This is a genomic window from Vagococcus intermedius (genome assembly GCF_029144185.1).
In the GTDB taxonomy this organism is placed as follows: Bacteria; Bacillota; Bacilli; order Lactobacillales; family Vagococcaceae; genus Vagococcus_D; species Vagococcus_D intermedius.
This window is the reverse complement of the sequence record NZ_CP110232.1, coordinates 927,120-946,058: the sequence shown is the minus strand read 5'-3', so window position 1 is coordinate 946,058 and position 18,939 is coordinate 927,120. Positions and strand designations below refer to the sequence as shown.

The 18,939-nt window shown below is 34.7% G+C and carries 18 protein-coding genes; 3 read left to right on the top strand and 15 right to left on the bottom strand.

The annotated features are described in order from the left end of the window. Positions 1–423: 423 nt before the first annotated feature. Positions 424–1,557, top strand: coding sequence for a trans-sulfuration enzyme family protein (locus OL234_RS04390; protein ID WP_275469939.1), 1,134 nt, complete (start codon positions 424–426; stop codon positions 1,555–1,557). A 38-nt stretch (positions 1,558–1,595) separates the two neighbouring features. Here the strand turns inward: OL234_RS04390 and phoU are convergent, their stop codons facing one another. The 13 genes from phoU to OL234_RS04325 form a co-directional block, all read right to left on the bottom strand. Continuing rightward, positions 1,596–2,276, bottom strand: a complete 681-nt coding sequence (gene phoU, locus OL234_RS04385) for a phosphate signaling complex protein PhoU (protein ID WP_275469938.1) — start codon at positions 2,274–2,276, stop codon at positions 1,596–1,598. Between the two features lie 11 nt (positions 2,277–2,287). After that, positions 2,288–3,073 carry a phosphate ABC transporter ATP-binding protein PstB gene (gene pstB / locus OL234_RS04380; protein WP_437184430.1) on the bottom strand — a complete coding sequence of 262 codons (786 nt, stop codon included), beginning with the start codon at positions 3,071–3,073 and terminating at the stop codon, positions 2,288–2,290. Beyond that, the gene (gene pstB, locus OL234_RS04375; RefSeq protein ID WP_275469936.1) at positions 3,051–3,860 is read right to left on the bottom strand and encodes a phosphate ABC transporter ATP-binding protein PstB; all 810 of its coding nucleotides are present in this window, start codon (positions 3,858–3,860) and stop codon (positions 3,051–3,053) included. Before pstB (OL234_RS04375) ends, pstB (OL234_RS04380) begins: the two co-directional genes overlap by 23 nt. A 15-nt stretch (positions 3,861–3,875) precedes the next feature. After that, positions 3,876–4,760, bottom strand: coding sequence for a phosphate ABC transporter permease PstA (pstA, locus tag OL234_RS04370; protein WP_275469935.1), 885 nt, complete (start codon positions 4,758–4,760; stop codon positions 3,876–3,878). Continuing rightward, positions 4,760–5,680: a phosphate ABC transporter permease subunit PstC gene (pstC, locus tag OL234_RS04365; RefSeq protein WP_275469934.1), complete on the bottom strand. Its 921-nt coding sequence runs from the start codon at positions 5,678–5,680 to the stop codon at positions 4,760–4,762. Before pstC ends, pstA begins: the two co-directional genes overlap by 1 nt. Positions 5,681–5,768: 88 nt before the next feature. After that, entirely contained in the window at positions 5,769–6,626 is an 858-nt protein-coding gene (locus tag OL234_RS04360; RefSeq protein WP_275469933.1) for a phosphate ABC transporter substrate-binding protein PstS family protein, read from the bottom strand. Positions 6,627–7,164: 538 nt separating this feature from the next. Further along, positions 7,165–8,049, bottom strand: a complete 885-nt coding sequence (ftsX, locus tag OL234_RS04355; protein WP_302471697.1) for a permease-like cell division protein FtsX — start codon at positions 8,047–8,049, stop codon at positions 7,165–7,167. Then, a complete protein-coding gene (gene ftsE / locus OL234_RS04350) occupies positions 8,042–8,728 on the bottom strand; it encodes a cell division ATP-binding protein FtsE (RefSeq protein WP_275469931.1) in 687 nt (228 codons plus the stop codon). The genes ftsX and ftsE overlap by 8 nt, the downstream gene beginning before the upstream one ends. 107 nt (positions 8,729–8,835) lie before the next feature. Continuing rightward, a protein-coding gene (gene prfB, locus OL234_RS04345; protein WP_275470110.1) for a peptide chain release factor 2 occupies positions 8,836–9,937 on the bottom strand; the annotation gives its coding sequence in 2 pieces (ribosomal slippage) (positions 8,836–9,864 and positions 9,866–9,937; 1,101 coding nt in all). A gap of 67 nt (positions 9,938–10,004) precedes the next feature. Then, positions 10,005–12,533 (bottom strand): preprotein translocase subunit SecA, encoded by a 2,529-nt coding sequence (gene secA / locus OL234_RS04340; protein WP_275469930.1) that lies wholly within the window; start codon positions 12,531–12,533, stop codon positions 10,005–10,007. Positions 12,534–12,765: 232 nt separating this feature from the next. Beyond that, positions 12,766–13,332, bottom strand: coding sequence for a ribosome hibernation-promoting factor, HPF/YfiA family (hpf, locus tag OL234_RS04335; protein WP_275469929.1), 567 nt, complete (start codon positions 13,330–13,332; stop codon positions 12,766–12,768). A 231-nt stretch (positions 13,333–13,563) separates the two neighbouring features. Further along, positions 13,564–14,262, bottom strand: a complete 699-nt coding sequence (locus tag OL234_RS04330; RefSeq protein WP_275469928.1) for a ComF family protein — start codon at positions 14,260–14,262, stop codon at positions 13,564–13,566. Between the two features lie 3 nt (positions 14,263–14,265). After that, entirely contained in the window at positions 14,266–15,600 is a 1,335-nt protein-coding gene (locus tag OL234_RS04325) for an ATP-dependent helicase ComFA (protein WP_496198500.1), read from the bottom strand. 128 nt (positions 15,601–15,728) lie between these two features. Here OL234_RS04325 and OL234_RS04320 point away from each other — a divergent pair, with 128 nt between their 5' ends. Then, positions 15,729–16,658, top strand: coding sequence for an alpha/beta fold hydrolase (locus tag OL234_RS04320; protein WP_275469926.1), 930 nt, complete (start codon positions 15,729–15,731; stop codon positions 16,656–16,658). 30 nt (positions 16,659–16,688) lie between these two features. Here the strand turns inward: OL234_RS04320 and OL234_RS04315 are convergent, their stop codons facing one another. Then, entirely contained in the window at positions 16,689–17,231 is a 543-nt protein-coding gene (locus OL234_RS04315; RefSeq protein WP_275469925.1) for a hypothetical protein, read from the bottom strand. Between the two features lie 175 nt (positions 17,232–17,406). On the opposite strand from OL234_RS04315, the gene OL234_RS04310 reads away from it, so the two are divergent. Continuing rightward, positions 17,407–18,045: a YigZ family protein gene (locus OL234_RS04310; protein WP_275469924.1), complete on the top strand. Its 639-nt coding sequence runs from the start codon at positions 17,407–17,409 to the stop codon at positions 18,043–18,045. Positions 18,046–18,120: 75 nt separating this feature from the next. On the opposite strand, the gene OL234_RS04305 is transcribed toward OL234_RS04310, so the two are convergent. Beyond that, entirely contained in the window at positions 18,121–18,831 is a 711-nt protein-coding gene (locus OL234_RS04305; RefSeq protein ID WP_275469923.1) for a GntR family transcriptional regulator, read from the bottom strand. Positions 18,832–18,939 lie beyond the last annotated feature (108 nt).

Genomic DNA, 18,939 nt, shown 5'->3' with positions numbered 1-18,939 from the left:
GTTTAAATACTTCTTAAATACTTCTTAATATTACTACATATAATAAAAAATAAAAATAACAAATACTGAACCTCTGTCGAACTTATTTAAAATAGTCCGTTTAATAAATAATTATCTTTATAATAATTTTTTTACAATTGGAATTTACCACACGAAGAAAGCGTTGTCAAGTTGAAGATTAATGCTGGCGCTCTTTTTAAAATCCCCCCACACCAAGCTTAAGAGATTCTTGTTTAATTATGAGCAAATCAACTTGAATTATTAAATTTTTCTAATAGTATTAAAAAAATTATATAAATTTATTTCATCGGGAACTGTTGACAAGCGTTTTCAAAACGTGTTATTTTCGTAGTGAAAGATTTTTATATTTGTGATAATTTTTTTTATCACAAATAAGTCGTAACTAAAATGGAGGAACTCATAATGAATATCAATACTAAACTGTTACATGGTTACCCTGTCATCGACTCTGAAACAGGTGCCTCTTCAATTCCTAAATACCAAACATCTACTTTTCATCAAAAAGATGTCTTCAATCACACTGGTTATAGTTATAGTAGATTTGCTAATCCAACTGTCGATGCGGCTGAAAAGTGTATTGCTGCTTTGGAAAATGCCAAGTATGGCTTAGCTTTTTCATCCGGAATGGCTGCAATCAACTCGGTATTATTCTTATTATCAAACGGGGATCATTTAGTATTAGGTAAAAATATTTATGGCGGAACCTATCAAACCGTTACAGACTTCTTATCTCGCTTTGGTGTTGAATGTACCTTCGTAGATGAATCCAATGTAGGGGAATGGGAAGAAGCAGTACAAGATAACACTAAAATGTTCTATCTTGAGTCCCCATCCAATCCCTTATTAACAATTACCGACTTAGAAGCGGTTGCTAATATTGCCAAACAACATGGTATTTTAACAGCTTGTGATAATACCTTTATGACGCCACTAGCGCAACATCCTTTAGAATTAGGGATTGACATCGCTATCCATAGTGCTACTAAATTCATTAATGGACACAGTGATGTTGTAGCAGGATTGTTAGCTACCAACAATGAAGAAATCTACCCACAGTTAAAAACCCATCAGAAAGCACTAGGTGGGACACTAGGAACTGAGGACGCTTGGTTATTATTACGTGGCGTTAAAACAATGGGGTTACGCATGGAAAAATCTGTTTCTAATGCGTTACAGTTAGCTGAATTTTTAGAATCAAAAGTACAAGTCAAAACTGTTTATTACCCAGGTTTGGCCTCTCATACTAATCATGATGTTCATATGAAACAAGCTAGTGACGGGGGAGCTGTTCTTTCGTTCGAATTAGAAAATACTGATCAAGTCAAAGCACTATTTGATAATTGTCAAGTTCCAATTGTCGCTGTTAGTTTAGGTGGCGTTGAAAGCATCTTATCTTACCCATGGATGATGTCACACGCGTGTATGCCTGAGGAAGAACGTTTGAAAATGGGCGTAACACCTACCCTGCTACGTTTTTCATGTGGAATTGAGGATTGTGACGATTTAATTGCTGACTTAGATAAGTGCATCAACTAAATAGTAAAAAAGGAAGTAGCTAATAGCTACTTCCTTTTTTAATCGATTTCATCATCACGATTTGTATTTAATTCTAAGATCTTACCTGTTTTCAAATAGACTATCCACTCACAAATATTAGTAACATAATCACCTATTCGCTCTAAAAACCCCGCAACTTGTAAGTAATCCGTCCCACCAATAACTGTATTAGGATTCTCTTTCATTTCTTTGATAGTCATATCGTAGATTTCTTTAAAGTACGCATTGACCTCACTATCACTTTTAGCAATTTCTTTTGCTCTTTCAGCATCTTCATTGATGTAAGCATCCAAGACATTATCGACCATCAGTTTTACTGCATCCGCCATCTCTGAAATTTTTTCCTCAACTTCAATAATACGTGCATTCCCTTTAACCCTTATCGTTGATTTAGCAACAGATACAGCATGATCGCCAATTCTTTCTAAATCAGAACTTGCTTTCATCACGGTAATAATAATTCTTAAGTCTGTTGTAACAGGTTGTTGTAAGGCAATCATTTCCAAACTCTTTTTTTCTAATTGCACTTCTAACTCGTTAATTTGTTGATCCTCATCAATAACCCCGTATGCAATTTCTTTATCATGTTTGATAAAGGCTTTAACCGATTTAAATACAGCTGTACTAACTAATTGTCCCATGCTATAAAACTTTTGATGCAAATTTTTTAAGTCATCTTCAAATTGTGTGCGTAACATGATTTTCCTCCTTAACCAAATTTACCTGTAATATAATCTTCTGTTTCTTTTTTAGTAGGATTCAAGAATATTTTTTTAGTTTTATCATACTCTATTAAATCGCCATTTAAAAAGAAGGCTGTTTTATCAGATAATCGTGACGCTTGTTGCATATTATGTGTCACCATTATCATTGTATAATCATTCTTTAATTCATACAACATATTTTCAATTTTACCACTTGAAACAGGATCCAACGCACTAGTTGGTTCATCTAATAAAATCACTTCTGGTTTAACTGCCAACACCCTGGCGATACAGACTCTTTGTTGCTGCCCTCCTGAGAGTGACAGAGCACTTTTATGTAGCTTATCTTTAACATCGTCCCAAACGGCAGCAGCCTTTAAGCTTTCTTCTACTATTTGGTCTAACTCTTGGCGATTAGTCTTACCTGCTAACCTTAAACCATATATCACATTTTCATAAATCGAAAAGGGAAAGGGATTCGGTTGTTGAAATACCATGCCAACTTGTTTACGTAACTCAACAAGATCAGTCTCTTCAGCATAAATATTTTTATTTTTAAATGTTATATCACCCTTAATCGTCACATTGGGTATCAAGTCATTCATACGATTGAGCGAGCGTAAAAAAGTTGATTTACCACAACCGGAGGGTCCGATTAAAGCTGTAATTTCACCTTGATTAAAGGCCAGATCAATTCCTTTGAGTGCTTCTTTTTCACCATAAAACAGATGTAAATCTTTTGATTCAATGATTGTCATAGTCTCACTCCTACCCAAAATGTCCTGAAACATAGTCTTCTGTTGCTCTAACCTTAGGTCTTGTAAAAACCTTTGCTGTTTCGTCGTATTCTAATACATTTCCCATATAGAAAAACGCCGTATAATCACTAATCCTAGCGGCTTGTTGCATGTTATGAGTGACTATTGCTATCGTATAATCTTGCTTCAAGTTTATCAATGTTTCTTCTACCTTACTGGTTGAAATTGGATCTAACGCACTGGCTGGTTCATCTAATAACAAAACATCTGGTTTCATTGCGATAGCACGTGCAATGCATAAGCGTTGTTGCTGTCCACCAGATAAAGCTAGAGCACTCTTATGTAGGTTGTCCTTCACTTGATCCCACAAAGCAGCTTGTTTTAAGCTAGATTCTACAATCTCATCTAATTCTTGCTTATCTGTTAGACCATGTTGTTTCAAAGCAAATGTGATATTACCATAAATTGACTTACTAAAAGGGTTCGGTCGTTGAAAAACCATCCCAATATGCTTTCTCATTTCATAGACATCTACTTTAGAACTATTAATATCAATCCCTTGATACATAATTTCACCTGTTACTTTAGTCCCACTAATCTCATCATTCATACGATTAAGTGACCGAAGATATGTTGATTTCCCACAGCCTGACGGACCTATTAATGAAGTTATTTTATTTTTTTCGAACTCAAGACTAACCCCCTTAATCGCTTCATTTTGTCCATACCAGACGTGTAAATCATTGGTAGCAATCGCGACTTTTTGATGCGCGTCAGTTAATTTTATAATGTTTCGTTCATTTAAATCATATTCTCTCATGTTATAGACTCCTTATTAGGCTGATGTCATTTTTTTATGTAGTTTTTTCCCTAAAAATCGAGCAATCATATTAAATAGTAACACTGCAATAATTAACACTGCTGATGCACCGGCTGAAACTTGGACACCATCAGGCATTGTTCCCTCACTATTGACTTTCCAAATATGGACAGCAAGCGTCTCGGCTTGTCTAAAAATATTTAATGGACTAGAAATACTTAAAGGATTCCAATTTGAAAAATCTAAGGCTGGAGCACTTTGCCCCGCAGTATAAATCAAGGCAGCAGCCTCACCAAATATACGCCCTGCGCCTAATATTAACCCTGTTAAGATACCTGGTAAAGCTTCTGGAACAACCACTTTAATGACTGTTTCCCAACGAGATAAGCCTAAAGCAAGTCCCGCCTCACGCTGTGTAAAATGAACTGTTTTTAGTGACTCTTCCACATTTCGAGTCAATAATGGTAGGTTGAAAAAGGTTAAAGCTAATGCTCCTGAAATAATCGAAAAACCTAAACCTGCTTGCACAACAAAAACTAAAAAACCAAACAAACCGACTACAACAGATGGTAACGAACTTAAAATCTCAATAGCGGTTCTAATCATGTCTGTAACCCAGTTTTTGCCCGCGTACTCCGATAAATAAATCCCTGCACCTAATGAAATTGGCACACTGATAATCATAGTAATTAATAACAGATAAAACGAGTTAAATAACTGAATACCTATCCCGCCACCTGCTTGAAAGGTTCGAGACCTTTGGGTCAAAAATTCCCAACTAATATGTGGGACTCCTCTAACTAAGATATATAGTAATAAGCTAGCTAATATCAAAACAATAATACTAGCAATCGCATATAATATTCCTGTTGCTAATTTATCAGCTTTTTTTGGCGACATTATTTCATTGCCCCTTTCTTCCCAATTAATCGAATCATAATATTAAAGAATAGTGACATTAATAATAGTAACAACGCTAAGGACCATAAGACATTATTTTCTAAGGTTCCCATAATAGTATTCCCTATTCCCATTGTTAAAATACTTGTCAAAGTAGCCGCAGGCGTTGTTAAATTATGAGGCATTAATGCAGCATTTCCAATTACCATTTGAATCGCTAAGGCTTCACCAAAAGCACGAGCCATGCCGAAAACAACTGCTGTTAAGATACCTGGAATAGCCGAACGAAGAACAACTTTATATATAGTCTGCCAACGAGTTGCACCTAAGGCCAAAGAAGCTTCACGATAATGTCTAGGGACAGATTTTAAGGCATCTGTCGTCATCGAGGTTACTGTTGGCAAAATCATTACAAATAATACGAAGGTCCCAGCTAATATCCCAAATCCACTCCCACCAAAAATAGATCTAATAGCAGGAACGATTACTGACAATCCGATAAAACCATAGACAACTGAAGGGATTCCTACTAATAATTCAATAACTGGTTGTAAAATTTTAGCCCCCCACTTAGGAGAAATTTCTGTCATGAAGATAGCTGCACCAATGGCAAAAGGAGTAGCTACTAGCGCTGAAAGTATTGTTACAGTAAACGAACCCAAAATCATTGGCAAAGCTCCAACTAGAGGTTTACCATCCTCTCCCAAATTACCCGGGCTCCATTCTGTTCCAAATAAAAAATCAAAAATATTGATACCATCTTTAAAAAAGGTTGCCAAGCCTTTGCTTGCTACGAAATAGAAAATTGCTAATACTACAGCAACAATAAAAGCAATACATAAAAAGCTAATTGCCTTCCCAATTTTTTCTAATTTAGCCTTCTTTGATACTTTTAGTAAATCATTACGGATATCTTCCAAGATAAAGCCTCCTATTCATCTCACATAATTCTTGGTTTTAATGACGATACTAGGATGATCATAATCACTTAGCCAATTTTAATAGTTATTATTTGCTGACAGAAGTAATTTCACCATCTGAATGACGCTCAATTTCCATTTTATCAACCGGAATGTAGCCTAATTGTGGTACAACTTTTTGCTGAATCTCATCTGATAACATATAATCTAAAAATTCGGCTGTTAAACCAGTTGGCTTTCCTTTTGTATACATATGCTCATATGACCAAATTGGCCATTTGTTTATCATAACATTTTGATCTGTTCCTTTAATCTTATCAATCGACAAAGCATGAACCTCATCTGTTACATAAGAAAAAGCAACATAACTGATAGCACCTGGTGTGGTACTAACAATTTGTCTCACCATTCCTGTTGATTCTTGTTCTTGTGATTTAACCGCTTGTTCGCCCTTTAAAACAGCTGCTTCAAAGGTTTGACGGCTCCCGCTCCCCGAAGCGCGATTGATAATCACTATGTCTAAATCATTACCGCCAATTTCTTTCCAATTAGTGACCTTACCTGTAAAAACTTGTTTCAAATCTGATAAGCTAATATCTGTCAACCCAACTTCTTTATTTACAATAGGGGTTGTGCCAACTACTGCTACTTTATGATCGATCAATTCCTTTGCATTTATCCCTGTCTTTTCTTCAGCAAATAAATCTGAGTTACCGATTTCAACAGCGCCAGATTGAACCTGACTCAATCCTGTACCACTTCCACCACCTTGAACATTGATAAATTTCCCAAAATTTTCGCCACTATATTGCTCACCAGCAGCTTCTACTAATGGTTGCATCGCAGATGATCCTACGGCATTTAGTGATTCGCCATTATCTACTTTACAACCTGACAATAACAGCACTCCTAAAACTAGATAACACAGATGGATATATTTTTTCACTACTTTCCAACTCCTATCTCTACACTAATTACTTATGCTTCGATAACCTTTTTCTTTAATCAAATTTTAATGTTTGGCTATCTGATATAAACATAATGCCTTTGAAAGCAAAAAGCAAGCTTTATATTTATATACACAAAAATAGTGAAAATAACCTGTAATTTACAATAGAAGATAATAATTCTCTAAGAATAAACAGTGAGTATGATAAGTTATTTGGCTGATTAGACATTTAATAATAACAATATGGTATAATATGTATGAAATGTTTTCTTTTAAATAGATTGGTAGGGTAGTTCAAGCAATTATGGTTATTTCCCCTAATCCTACCAGAAAAATTGAATATATTGTCGGGTTAATACCGACATAACCTACCTTCCATTTATTGAAAACCATTTCACACTTCATATAACTAATTCCCCAAATCTGTTTATGAAGTGACATTATCATCCCTTATAATAGAAAAAGGACTCCGACGGGAGTCCTTTTTCTATTATATTTATAAAATGAAATGATCATTTAACTGTTAAGTAGATGATTATATTCTTAAAAAACGTCCCATTGAAAAAATTGAACCAATTGAACCAATCACTATCCCTAATGCTAACATTCCCAAATTTATCTTTAAAATCAAGCTATTAGGTGCAAGTAGCGTGTAACCAGCATTAAATAATTCACTATTCAATAGAACATAAACCTTAGGATAAATAACAGACATTAAAATCATAGGAATAATCGAGCCTAAAATACCAATCCAAGTCCCTTCAAAAAAGAATGGCCAACGAATAAAACTATTTTTAGCTCCTACCAGGCGCATAATTTGAATCTCTGGTTTTCTCATCCTAATACTTGTTCGAACTGTATTAGAAATTAGGAATATCGCAACTACTAACAAAATAACTGAAGCAATTAAGCCCCACTTTTGTACCCCTCGAGAAATCATCATGATTTTATCGGAAGAAAGTCCACCGTAATCCGCTTTAAAAACATTATCAAAATCTGAAATTTCTTCTTGAATTTTTTTAGATAACTCTGGCGTTTTTGGGCTAACTATAAAAACATCGTGTAGTGGATTATCTTCACGTGTAAACAGATTCCAACTATCTCCCATAGTTGTGACTAGACGGTCATACTGTTCGTCTTTTCCAGAAAATGTGACTGTTTTAACATCATCCAAGTTTTTCAACTCAGTTTCTAATTTACTAAGTTCTTTTTTACTTGTCCCGATTTCAACAAAAACTGAAACATCAACAGTTGATTCAACATCTTTTGCTAATTTTGTAACGTTTAGCATAACAGATAAGAAAATACCCACTCCAATCAAGGTTATTGTCACAGCACTGATTGATGCTATCGAAAGCCAGGCATTACGTTTTAAACTTTTGAGACTCTCACCTAAATGACGACATAATGTTCTAATCATCGTAACCATACTCCCCTTCGTATTGGTCTCTAATAATTTGACCTTCTTCAATGGCAATAACTCTGTGGCGAATCGTATTCACAATTGTACTATTATGTGTTGCCATTACAATTGTTGTTCCTTGCGTATTGATTTTTTCCAATAACTTCATAATTTCCCAAGAATTTTCTGGGTCTAAATTTCCAGTTGGCTCATCCGCAATTAATAGTTTAGGAACATTGACAATAGCTCGTGCGATCGCGGCACGTTGTTGTTCCCCACCAGAAAGTTGACTTGGGAAACTTTTGGCTTTATGGGACAATCCTACTAACCCTAAAACCTCATTAACACGGCGACGTATTTCGCGTGGACGCTTGCCAATGACTTCCATCGCATAAGCCACGTTTTCATATACAGTTTTTGATGGAATCAATTTATAGTCTTGAAAAACAATCCCAATTTCACGTCGTAACAAGGGAACTTTCTTATCTTTTAATTTCATTAAATTGTAGCCACATACATTAATTTGTCCACTTGTCGCTTTTTCTTCACGGTACATCATTTTAATAAAACTAGACTTTCCGGCACCACTTGGGCCTACGACATACACAAATTCTCCAGCTTCTACCTTAACTGTTAAATCTTTAATTGCTGTGGTGCCATTGGAATATTTTTTTCTTACATTCTGCATTTCAATCATGGATTTTTCTCCTATCTTTCAATAGTAATCACACTACTTTTCTTTTTAGTACTGATTATTATAACATTATTTCAGAAAAAAAGTTTTACAAAATTATTTCATATCCTCTATGCTAACTTCAAGCGTAAATAGGCATCAATAAACAAGTCTAAATCACCATCCATAACGGCTTGCGTATTTCCCGTCTCAGCGCTGGTTCTATGATCTTTAATCATAGAGTATGGATGAAAGACATATGATCTGATTTGTGATCCCCAACCAATCTCCAATTGTTCGCCCCGTAAAGCTGCTGCTTCTTGTTCTTGTTTTTCAACTTCTAATTGATATAGTTTAGCCTTCAACATACTCATAGCTTGTTCTCTATTTTTTAACTGCGATCTCTGCGCCTGACTTGATACAACAATACCAGTTGGCTCATGGGTTAATCTAACCGCAGAATCCGTTTTATTAATATGTTGTCCTCCAGCACCGCTAGCTCTAAAAGTATCCATCCTAATATCGTCGGAATTCACTTCAATTTCAATATCATCATTCAATTCAGGCATCACATCAACCGAACAAAAAGAAGTATGCCGTTTCCCAGCAGAATCAAAAGGAGAAATTCTAACCAAACGATGCACGCCTTTTTCAGATTTTAAATAGCCGTAGGCATTATAACCCTTGATTAAAAGCGTGACACTTTTGATGCCTGCTTCTTCTCCAGCAGTGTAATCTAGGTATTCGACACTAAACTCATGATTTTTGGCCCAACGTGTATACATTCTAAGTAACATATCACCCCAATCTTGGGATTCTGTTCCACCTGCTCCAGGATGTAGCTCGATAATCGCATTATTTTTATCGTATGGCTCACTTAATAATTGTTGTAGTTCATAAGCTTGCAATGCCTGCTCTAGTGCCTCTATCCTTACCTGTAGTTCTGTTTCTAATTCTTCATCAGGCTCTTCTTGCAACATATCTAGCATAACTGCCAGCTCTTCTTGTTCATCCGCTAGGTTGTTAAATGCTTGAAACTTATTCTTCAGTTGATTACTTTCGTTGATGACAACTTGGGCTGCCTCATTGTCATCCCAAAAACTTGGGTATGACATTTGATCTTCTAAATTAGCAAGCTGTTCTTCTAGGGCATCTAAGTCAAAGAGACCCCCTAAAATCATTTATTTTCGTGCACGCTACCTCTATATTATTTCTTAATTCACTTATCTCTATCATATTTTCCTCCCTGAAAACAAAGCAAATGCGGTTTGGAATTAACCAAACCGCATTGACTAACTAATTAAACTTCTTTACCATGACAGTTTTTAAATTTCTTACCACTACCACATGGACAGAAATCATTTCTACCAACTTTATCTGAAGTAATTGGTTTTTTACGTTGATCTGACTCAACACGACCTTGTTCTGCGGTTGGTTGTGCTGGTTGACCTTGAGCAACTTGTTCACGTTGAACATTTTGTCTAATTTCTGATTTCATAAATAAACGTGTTACTTCATATTCAATTGCGCCTATCATTTCTTCAAACATGCGGAAACCTTCTTGTTGATACTCAACTAAGGGATTATTTTGACCATAAGCACGCAACCCAATTGATTCTCTCAATTGATCCATTGAGTCAATATGATCGGTCCACTTCATGTCAACAACTCGTAAAATAACAACTTTTTCAAATTCTAATAACTGACCGTCTCCATTTAAAGCCTCAACTTTTTTATTAAACTCATTACGAGCAAGATTTAATAAATAAGTTTTGATTTCATCTGGTTTTTTCTTAACGATGTCACCTAAGCTAATATCATCTTCATGAACTAAACAACTACTTGCAAAATCAACAATGCCACCTAAATTCCAATCACGTTTTTCAGGTGCTGTCGTGTGATCTGTCACCACACGGTCAATCGTTCTTTCAACCATTCCCATTAGCTCATCTGACAAACTCTCTTCTGCCATAATTACATCATTACGTTGACCATAGATGATTTCGCGTTGTTCACGCATCACATCATCGTACTGTAAGACATTTTTACGTGTGTCATAGTTATTACCTTCAACACGTTTTTGAGCACCTTCAACTTGTTTTGTGATCATTTTACTTTGAATAACTGCATCTTCTTCAGCAATTTTAAAACGACTTAACATCGCTTGAACTTTTTCTGAACCAAAACGTTTCATCAAATCATCTTCTAATGATAAATAAAATTGTGTCACACCGGGATCTCCTTGACGACCGGCACGTCCACGTAACTGATTATCAATACGACGTGATTCATGTCGTTCAGTCCCAATAACAGCTAAACCACCTAATTCTTTAACGCCTAATCCAAGCTTAATATCCGTTCCACGACCAGCCATGTTAGTAGCGATTGTCACCGCTCCTTTTTGACCAGCATTTAAAATGATTTCAGCTTCTTTAAAGTGATTTTTAGCATTTAAAACTTCATGCGGAATATTTTCTTTATTCAATAATTCTGAAAGTAATTCTGACGTTTCAACTGCAACAGTCCCGACAAGAATCGGTTGTCCTGTCTGATGACGCTCTTTAATATCCTGCACAACTGCTTTAAACTTACTTGGTAAAGTAGGATACAGTAAGTCAGGACGGTCATCACGTGCTATCTCACGGTTGGTTGGGATTTGAATAACTTGCATATTATAGATTTCTCTAAATTCTTCTTCTTCTGTTTTAGCAGTACCTGTCATACCTGACAATTTATTGTACATTCTAAAGAAGTTTTGATAAGTAATATTGGCCATTGTTTTGGACTCATCTTCAATCTCTACACCTTCTTTTGATTCAATTGCTTGGTGTAAGCCATCTGAATAACGACGACCTTCCATGATACGACCGGTAAACTGATCAACAATCATAATTTTGCCATCTTCAACCACATAATCAATATCTAACAACATAATATAATTTGCTCGTAAAGCATTGTCTACATGATGTGTTAGAGCAGTATTTTCAATATCATATAAATTATCAATTCCAAATTTTTCTTCCGCTTTTGAAATACCTGTTTCAGTTAACGCAATTGTTTTTGACTGTACATCGATTTTGTAATCCACATCAGCTTTCAACCCTTTAACAAAGTTATCTGCTCTAGTATACAAAGCGGTTGATTTTTCAGCTTGGCCAGAAATAATCAATGGTGTTCTTGCTTCATCAATCAAGATTGAATCGACCTCATCAACAATTGCATAATTTAATGGACGCTGAACCATATCATTGCGATACACTACCATGTTGTCACGTAAATAATCAAAGCCTAATTCACTATTGGTACTGTATGTAATATCACAAGCATATGCTGTCCGTTTTTCATCTGATCCCTTAGCATTTAAATTAAGTCCTACTGTTAATCCTAAGAAATTGTATAATTCTCCCATTTCACTGGCATCACGCGTCGATAAATACTCATTGACAGTAACAACATGTACCCCTTTACCTGTCAAAGCATTTAAATATACTGGCATTGTCGCTGTTAAAGTTTTACCTTCACCTGTTTTCATCTCTGGAATATTTCCATCATGAAGAACAGCTCCACCCATTATTTGGACTTTATATGGATATAAACCAAGAACACGTTTGGCTGCTTCACGAACAACAGCAAAGGCTTCTGGTAACAATTGATCTAAAGTCTCACCTTGAGAAACACGTTTTTTAAATTCATCTGTTTTTGCTTTTAAATCTTGATCGGTTAAATTAGACATCTCATCTGCATGTTTATCGACCTTATTTGCTATTTTTTTTAAGCGTTTTAAGTCTTTACGGTCACTTTCAACCATTTTTTTTAGAAAATTCGCCATTCTAGTCTTCCCCTCTTAATATAAATAAAACTATTTCATTTTATCTACGTTCCTATTCATAGTTACTTTGAATCTATCTCTCTCATTCTAGCATTATTAGATTGAAAAGGAAACTATTTTTAATGACTTATTCCTTTTAAACACTATCCATTTTCCTTGTAAATGCTCACTTTTATATACAATTTTTTATGCAAATCAAAAAAGACCAAGGCTTGTACGCCTTGGTCCTTTCTTAATTTGTTTCAATTAAACCATACTTGCCATCTTTACGACGGTAAACGATGCTTGTTCCATTTGTTTCAGCATCTTCAAAGATAAAGAAGTTGTGTCCTAACATGTTCATTTGTAAAACAGCTTCTTCGCTATCCATTGGTTTAAGTGATAGACGTTTTGATCTGACAATCTCTAAATCTGACTCTTCTGACTCATTCTCTGCTTCTCCTTGAGAATTTAAGAAAACTGCAGCCATTTGTGTGTCGATATTTCCTTCACGTTGTTTACGATTAATTCTAGTTTTAAATTTGCGGATTTGACGTTCTAATTTATCTACAACTAAATCAATACTTGCATATAAATCATGAGATGTTTCTTCGGCTCTTAAAACGATATATGGTAAAGGAATTGTCACTTCCACTTTAGCATTTTTATCTGAGTAAACTTTCAAATTCACATGAGCTGTTGCTTCTGGAGCTTTATCTTTATCGAAATAACGTTCTAATTTAGAAACTCTCTTTTCTACGTAATTTCTAATGGCATCAGTTACCTCAATATTTTCTCCTCGAATGTTAAATCTTAGCATAACAATTACCCCTTTCGTTTACCGTTTAAAGAAACTTTGAAGGACCACTCTTTCTTTAAGTTTCTTTCTACCTGTATTATAACCAATAATAAATTAAATTACAATTAATATACTTTTGTTTTTGTCATTATATTCTCTTTTTACATTTTTATTTAATCAATAATAAAACGTTATCAAAAAGGAGTTGTCTAGCTTCTCTATCATTTCTTATTTATGGCAAGTTTATGAGAGCTATCTTGCTAAAGAAAAACTTTTAATGATAACTGGGTGTAACTTTTTAAGACAATCTTTAGCATGATGAATAGTTCGTCCTGTTGTATAAACATCATCAACAACTAAAATTTTCATGCCTAAAAGTTGCTTTTTATACCGCCCAATTACTTTCTCATTCAATTCAAAGGCTTGCTTCGTTTCTAGACGTTCTTTCTTAGTTTTTGCTGATTGAGATTCTAATCCTTCGACTTTTTTTAATAATGGTATGAACTTAACACCCGCTAAATCCAACAAGTGTTCCACTTGGTTAAACCCTCTTTTTTTGAACCTCTCTCTATCCAAAGGAATAGGAACGATTAGCCATTCCTGTTTATCCTGAAAATATGCTGCTATGTCTTTAGAAAAACAAGAAGCTAGACGTTTGTCACCTAAAAACTTATATTTCCTAAACCACTCTTTCATTGCGTCATTGTAAAAAAATAAACTATCATGAATAAATAACTCATCCTCGTAAATTCGCTGCCATTCTTGACAATCTTCACATAGTTTTTCCAGACAGATTTGACCACATTTTTGACAACCTTCGTAACTGCTTACCAAGATTAATTCTTTTTGACATATCTCACACCATTCCTTGATTAATAAGCTGTCACCTAACAAGATTTCACCAACAAGTACTTGTTGATGAAATCTATTACCACACCCTAAACAATCCATCTCTTATCCCCCTAATCCAGATAATTGATTCATTTTTTTTATTCGTTTCACACATCTCATCATGGCTAGCGTCTTTCCATCATGGATAAAATAAACAGCTCCTGTTGGATGTGTAGCTTTTCGTCCTACCCTTCCCGAAATTTGTACTAATGTTGCCTCTGTATAAACATCATGATTGCTCCCTATTACCATCACATCAATATCGCTAAATGTGACACCCCGTTCTAAAATAGTCGTCGTTAGTAACCAATCGATGGTCCCAGCTCTCATGTTAGTTACTTTAGCATTTCGTTGGCTATCGGCGGAATAAACAGCGCTAATATTTTTATGTGGAAAATATTTCATTAACACCTGCTCAAAACGATGCATCCATAAAATGTTAGGGCAAAAAATTAATAACCTACGATTTTGTTTTACTTCGCTTTCAAGTAGAGTATAAACCTTACTTAAATTAAAGTGTGATAACAGAACTTCTCTCCAGCGCCATTGCCATATCAATCGTGGGGATGGTAATGGAAAACCATGATACCTACTAGGAAGAATTACTTCTTCTATTTCACCTGTTTTTGTAGTATTTAATAGTTTTTTCCCAGGAGTTGCTGTCAGATAAATAACAGCTGCCTGTTGCTTTTTACAATGATTAATTCCATACTGTAGCATCGAATTATTAACTAAAGGAAAAGCATCCACCTCATCTATTATCAACACATCAAAAGCATGATAAAAGCGTAACAACTGATGGGTTGTGCAAATTACAAAAGGTGAATACTGATAAGGAACAGTTTGATCGCCATATAATAAACTGATAACGATATCTGGAAAGACGCTAGAAAATCTTGGGTATAACTCTAAACAAACATCTACTCTCGGAGAAGCTATGCAAATCCTGGCTCCATGTTTTAAAGAATGTTCAATACCACTAAAGAGCATTTCTGTCTTACCTGCACCAGTAACGGCATTAATTAATAATTTTGTTTTGTCAAACATCGCCTTTTTTATTTTTAAGGAAACAGTTTGTTGTGCTTGAGTCAGTTGACCTTCCCAACATAAGTTAATCTCTTGTTTGTTAGCAACAGGTGCACGACATTCTTCAAAATACAATAATTGGTTACTTGTAACACGACCTAACTGAATACAAGTTGAACAATAATAATAAAAGTTATTTTCCTCTCCCAGCCTCACATCTGACTTTAAATGGCGAGTGCCACACCTTACACATTCTATTTCTGTTCCCATATCAATCATAGCTTTTTCTGAGTTTATTGATAGACTTAGCGCGTCCTCTTTCTGTTCCAACTCCATCTCTTCTAAAAGCAATCTTCTTCCTGTTAATTCCAGAACAACCTCCTCCTTTTATCTTATATATTCGAAAAAAACAAATAATTTCATTTATATTATTAGATACTAAAAGAAAAATAGCTTATACTAAAGTTATCATTAATACTTCTTTAGAAAGGGTGAATTATTTGAAAAAAACAACTAAACTTTTATCCACGGATGGACAAACCAAATTAAACTGTCTAATTTGGGATAATACTGAATCAGCACCTAAAGTGATTTTACAAGTTGTTCATGGTATGGCTGAATATATTGAACGTTATGAGTCTTTAGCTAATTATTTAAATCTTCACAATATTGTTGTTGTTGGTCATGATCATTTAGGTCACGGTGATTCTTTAGCTGATGAGACCCATATACGAGGTTATTTTTCTAAAGGAGATAGTCCTAAAATATTGATTGAGGATACTCATTTAGTAACAAATATGATAAAAGAATATTATCCTGAGGCATCACTTTTTATTCTTGGTCATAGTATGGGCTCATTCATTGTTAGAAATTATTTAAAAAAATATGCACAAGATGTAGATGGTGCCATTATTATGGGCACCGGTGGTCAGCGACCAGAATTGAAATTAGGCTTACATATTACTAGTAAACTAAATTCATTAGCTCCTAAAGTAGTAAACAGTTTTATTGATAAAATTGCTTTTGGAAATTTTTCAAACTACTTTCCGGAAAAACGAACTAGTTATGATTGGTTATCAAAAAATAAAGCAAATGTAGATGCTTATATCGCTGATCCTAAACTTGGTTTTACGTTTACAAACAATGGATTTGATACACTTTTTCAACTAACAGAAAATGCAACTAAAGATAATTGGGCTGATTCCATAAGGCGTGATCTACCTATCTACATCGTAAGTGGCGAACAAGATCCAGTTGGAAATTTTGGGATTGGTCCACAAGATCTAGCTACCGATTTATCGAAAAAAGATTTTAAAAATGTGACATTACAACTTTACACCTACTTAAGGCATGAAATTCTTAATGAAGCAGAACACGAATTAGTTAAAAATGATTTAATTCGTTGGATCAATTTACAAAATAAAAAATGAAGCTAACAATAATGTTAGCTTCATTTTTTATTACGGTGTATTAAAGTAATAAACTTCAATGCCTGATTTTTTTATGATATTTATAAAGTGAGACGGTCTATCAAATAACGGCTTTAACGGAATTTTTTCATCACGATTGATAATAACAGTAGCTTCTTCAGGTAGTTCAACACCATTGCCGTCAAACTCTACTTTTATTTCCTCACCATTTTTCATCTCAAGAGTAATTTTACGATAACCTAGGGTTGTCACTTGATGCGGATTTTTCAAGTCTGGCTTTCTAATAACTGCCTTTGTTTCTTTGTTGAAAAAATGCCCAATCCGCGTTTGTCGCACACTTCCATATACTAAATCATTATTTTCATGTTTATTGTCAGCAGTCACTGGATAAATAATGCGTCCTTCAGATTCTATCGTACCTTTCACGTCATCTTGTACTGTAATTGGAAACTCTAAATATGGTAACATTTCAATCCGACAACGTTGGATTGTGCTTAAAGGAATCATTTTCCCATCTCTCAGTATTAAATTTTCCCCATCGAATACACCTGTCATCTTTTCCATATGCTCCATTGATTTCACTCCTAATCATTTATCTATCTGCTACTATCATACTACTAATAAAGATATGAAGGCAATTTTTATTCAAGATACTATTTAACATCTTATGAAATAACCTTCCCTTCTTGCTATTAATCTAGACAGTGTACTATACTAAAATTAGGAAATTTTAGAAAGAGGTATTTTTATGTTAACGCGATATTTGACAGTAAAAGAAGATGGTACACATGAAACTGAAATAAAAAAATCTCGTTTTATTTGCACTCTATTTAGGATAAAAACAGAAACAGAAGCAAAAGAAATAATTCAGGCAATAAAAAAAGAACATTGGAAAGCAAGTCATAATTGTCATGCCTATGTTCTTGGAGATAACAGCGACTGTCAACGAAGTAGTGACGACGGTGAACCTAGTGGTACGGCAGGCATTCCAATGCTAGAAATCCTTAAAAAAAGAGAGTTAATAAATACATTAGCAGTAGTAACACGTTATTTTGGCGGGACTGAGCTAGGAAAAGGTGGCTTAATCCGAGCTTATGGTGGTGCTGTTAATGAGGCGCTTGACTCTATCGGAATTGTTGAAGGTAAATTACAGCAAGAAATAATGTTAACAGTCGATTACGCTCAACATAGCAAAGTAGAAAATTTTCTAGCTAACTCATCCTATGATTTAAAAGCTACCGAATTTACTGACAAAGTTATTTTAACTTGTATGATTGATGAAAATAAATTATCTGCCTTCGAAACCGATATAACTGAATTATTAAACGGGCAACAAGAGCTATCCCTTGGGGAAAAATCTTATTTTGAAAAAGATTACCTTGGCTAAGACTAAAAAAGCACACATAGTTGAACTGATTATGTGCGCTTTTTTAGTCTTAGTAATATCTATATCTGTCTGTCACTATTTTTCTAAAATAAATTCAAAGCGATTGCCAACATATTGAGAGCGAACATATTCAAATGGTTTGCCATCTTTAAAATAAGACACTTGTTTCAGTCTTAAGATCGCATCGCCTTTTTTTATATCTAAGTATTCTGAGATACGTTCTGAAGAAACCATAGCAGTCACTTGTTGAACTGATTTTCCAATATCATGACGTGCACTCTTAGTTAAGGTTTGATATAAAGATTGCGTTATTTCTTTTTTTTGATAAGTCTTGACCAAATCATATGGGATGCTAGTTACTTCAAAACAAATAGGTAAATCATCCGCATAACGGATTCGTTCCATGCGAATAATCTGTTGATTTGAATCTAAAGCTAGTTTTTCCATCTCACTTGAAGTGGGAGTTGTTACAAAATAAGAAACTGTTTTGCTAGATGGAATTTTTCCTTGTGCCTTCATAATATCCGAGAAACTAGTAGTACCTGTCATGGTTTCTTGGACTTTTTCTCGTGCGACGTACGTCCCAGAGCCAATCTTTCTTTCTAAAATCCCTTCATCGGCTAGTGCTTGTACAGCTTGTCTCAACGTCATACGACTAACCCCGAATTCAATAGCTAGTTCACGCTCTGAAGGTAAACGATCGCCAACTTCCCATTTCCCTTTTTCGATTTCTTCACGTATTTGGTCATGTATTTGAATATATACAGGTAAATTTTTTTTACTCACGATTTACTTCCTTTCTCGTATGTAATCATTGGTCTATCATCGACCATCAAAAGAATCGTTGAAATCACAACCCTCATTCAAAGAATATTATAACTGGTATACCGAAAA

What these genes read in the sequence shown, in the direction of transcription:
- OL234_RS04390 (WP_275469939.1), top strand. Translation starts at nt 424, where the DNA reads ATGAATATCAATACTAAACTGTTACATGGTTACCCTGTCATCGACTCT.
- phoU (WP_275469938.1), bottom strand. Translation starts at nt 2,276, where the DNA reads ATGTTACGCACACAATTTGAAGATGACTTAAAAAATTTGCATCAAAAG.
- pstB (WP_437184430.1), bottom strand. Translation starts at nt 3,073, where the DNA reads ATGTTTCAGGACATTTTGGGTAGGAGTGAGACTATGACAATCATTGAA.
- pstB (WP_275469936.1), bottom strand. Translation starts at nt 3,860, where the DNA reads ATGAGAGAATATGATTTAAATGAACGAAACATTATAAAATTAACTGAC.
- pstA (WP_275469935.1), bottom strand. Translation starts at nt 4,760, where the DNA reads ATGTCGCCAAAAAAAGCTGATAAATTAGCAACAGGAATATTATATGCG.
- ftsX (WP_302471697.1), bottom strand. Translation starts at nt 8,049, where the DNA reads ATGATTAGAACATTATGTCGTCATTTAGGTGAGAGTCTCAAAAGTTTA.
- ftsE (WP_275469931.1), bottom strand. Translation starts at nt 8,728, where the DNA reads ATGATTGAAATGCAGAATGTAAGAAAAAAATATTCCAATGGCACCACA.
- secA (WP_275469930.1), bottom strand. Translation starts at nt 12,533, where the DNA reads ATGGCGAATTTTCTAAAAAAAATGGTTGAAAGTGACCGTAAAGACTTA.
- hpf (WP_275469929.1), bottom strand. Translation starts at nt 13,332, where the DNA reads ATGCTAAGATTTAACATTCGAGGAGAAAATATTGAGGTAACTGATGCC.
- OL234_RS04330 (WP_275469928.1), bottom strand. Translation starts at nt 14,262, where the DNA reads ATGGATTGTTTAGGGTGTGGTAATAGATTTCATCAACAAGTACTTGTT.
- OL234_RS04315 (WP_275469925.1), bottom strand. Translation starts at nt 17,231, where the DNA reads ATGGAGCATATGGAAAAGATGACAGGTGTATTCGATGGGGAAAATTTA.
- OL234_RS04310 (WP_275469924.1), top strand. Translation starts at nt 17,407, where the DNA reads ATGTTAACGCGATATTTGACAGTAAAAGAAGATGGTACACATGAAACT.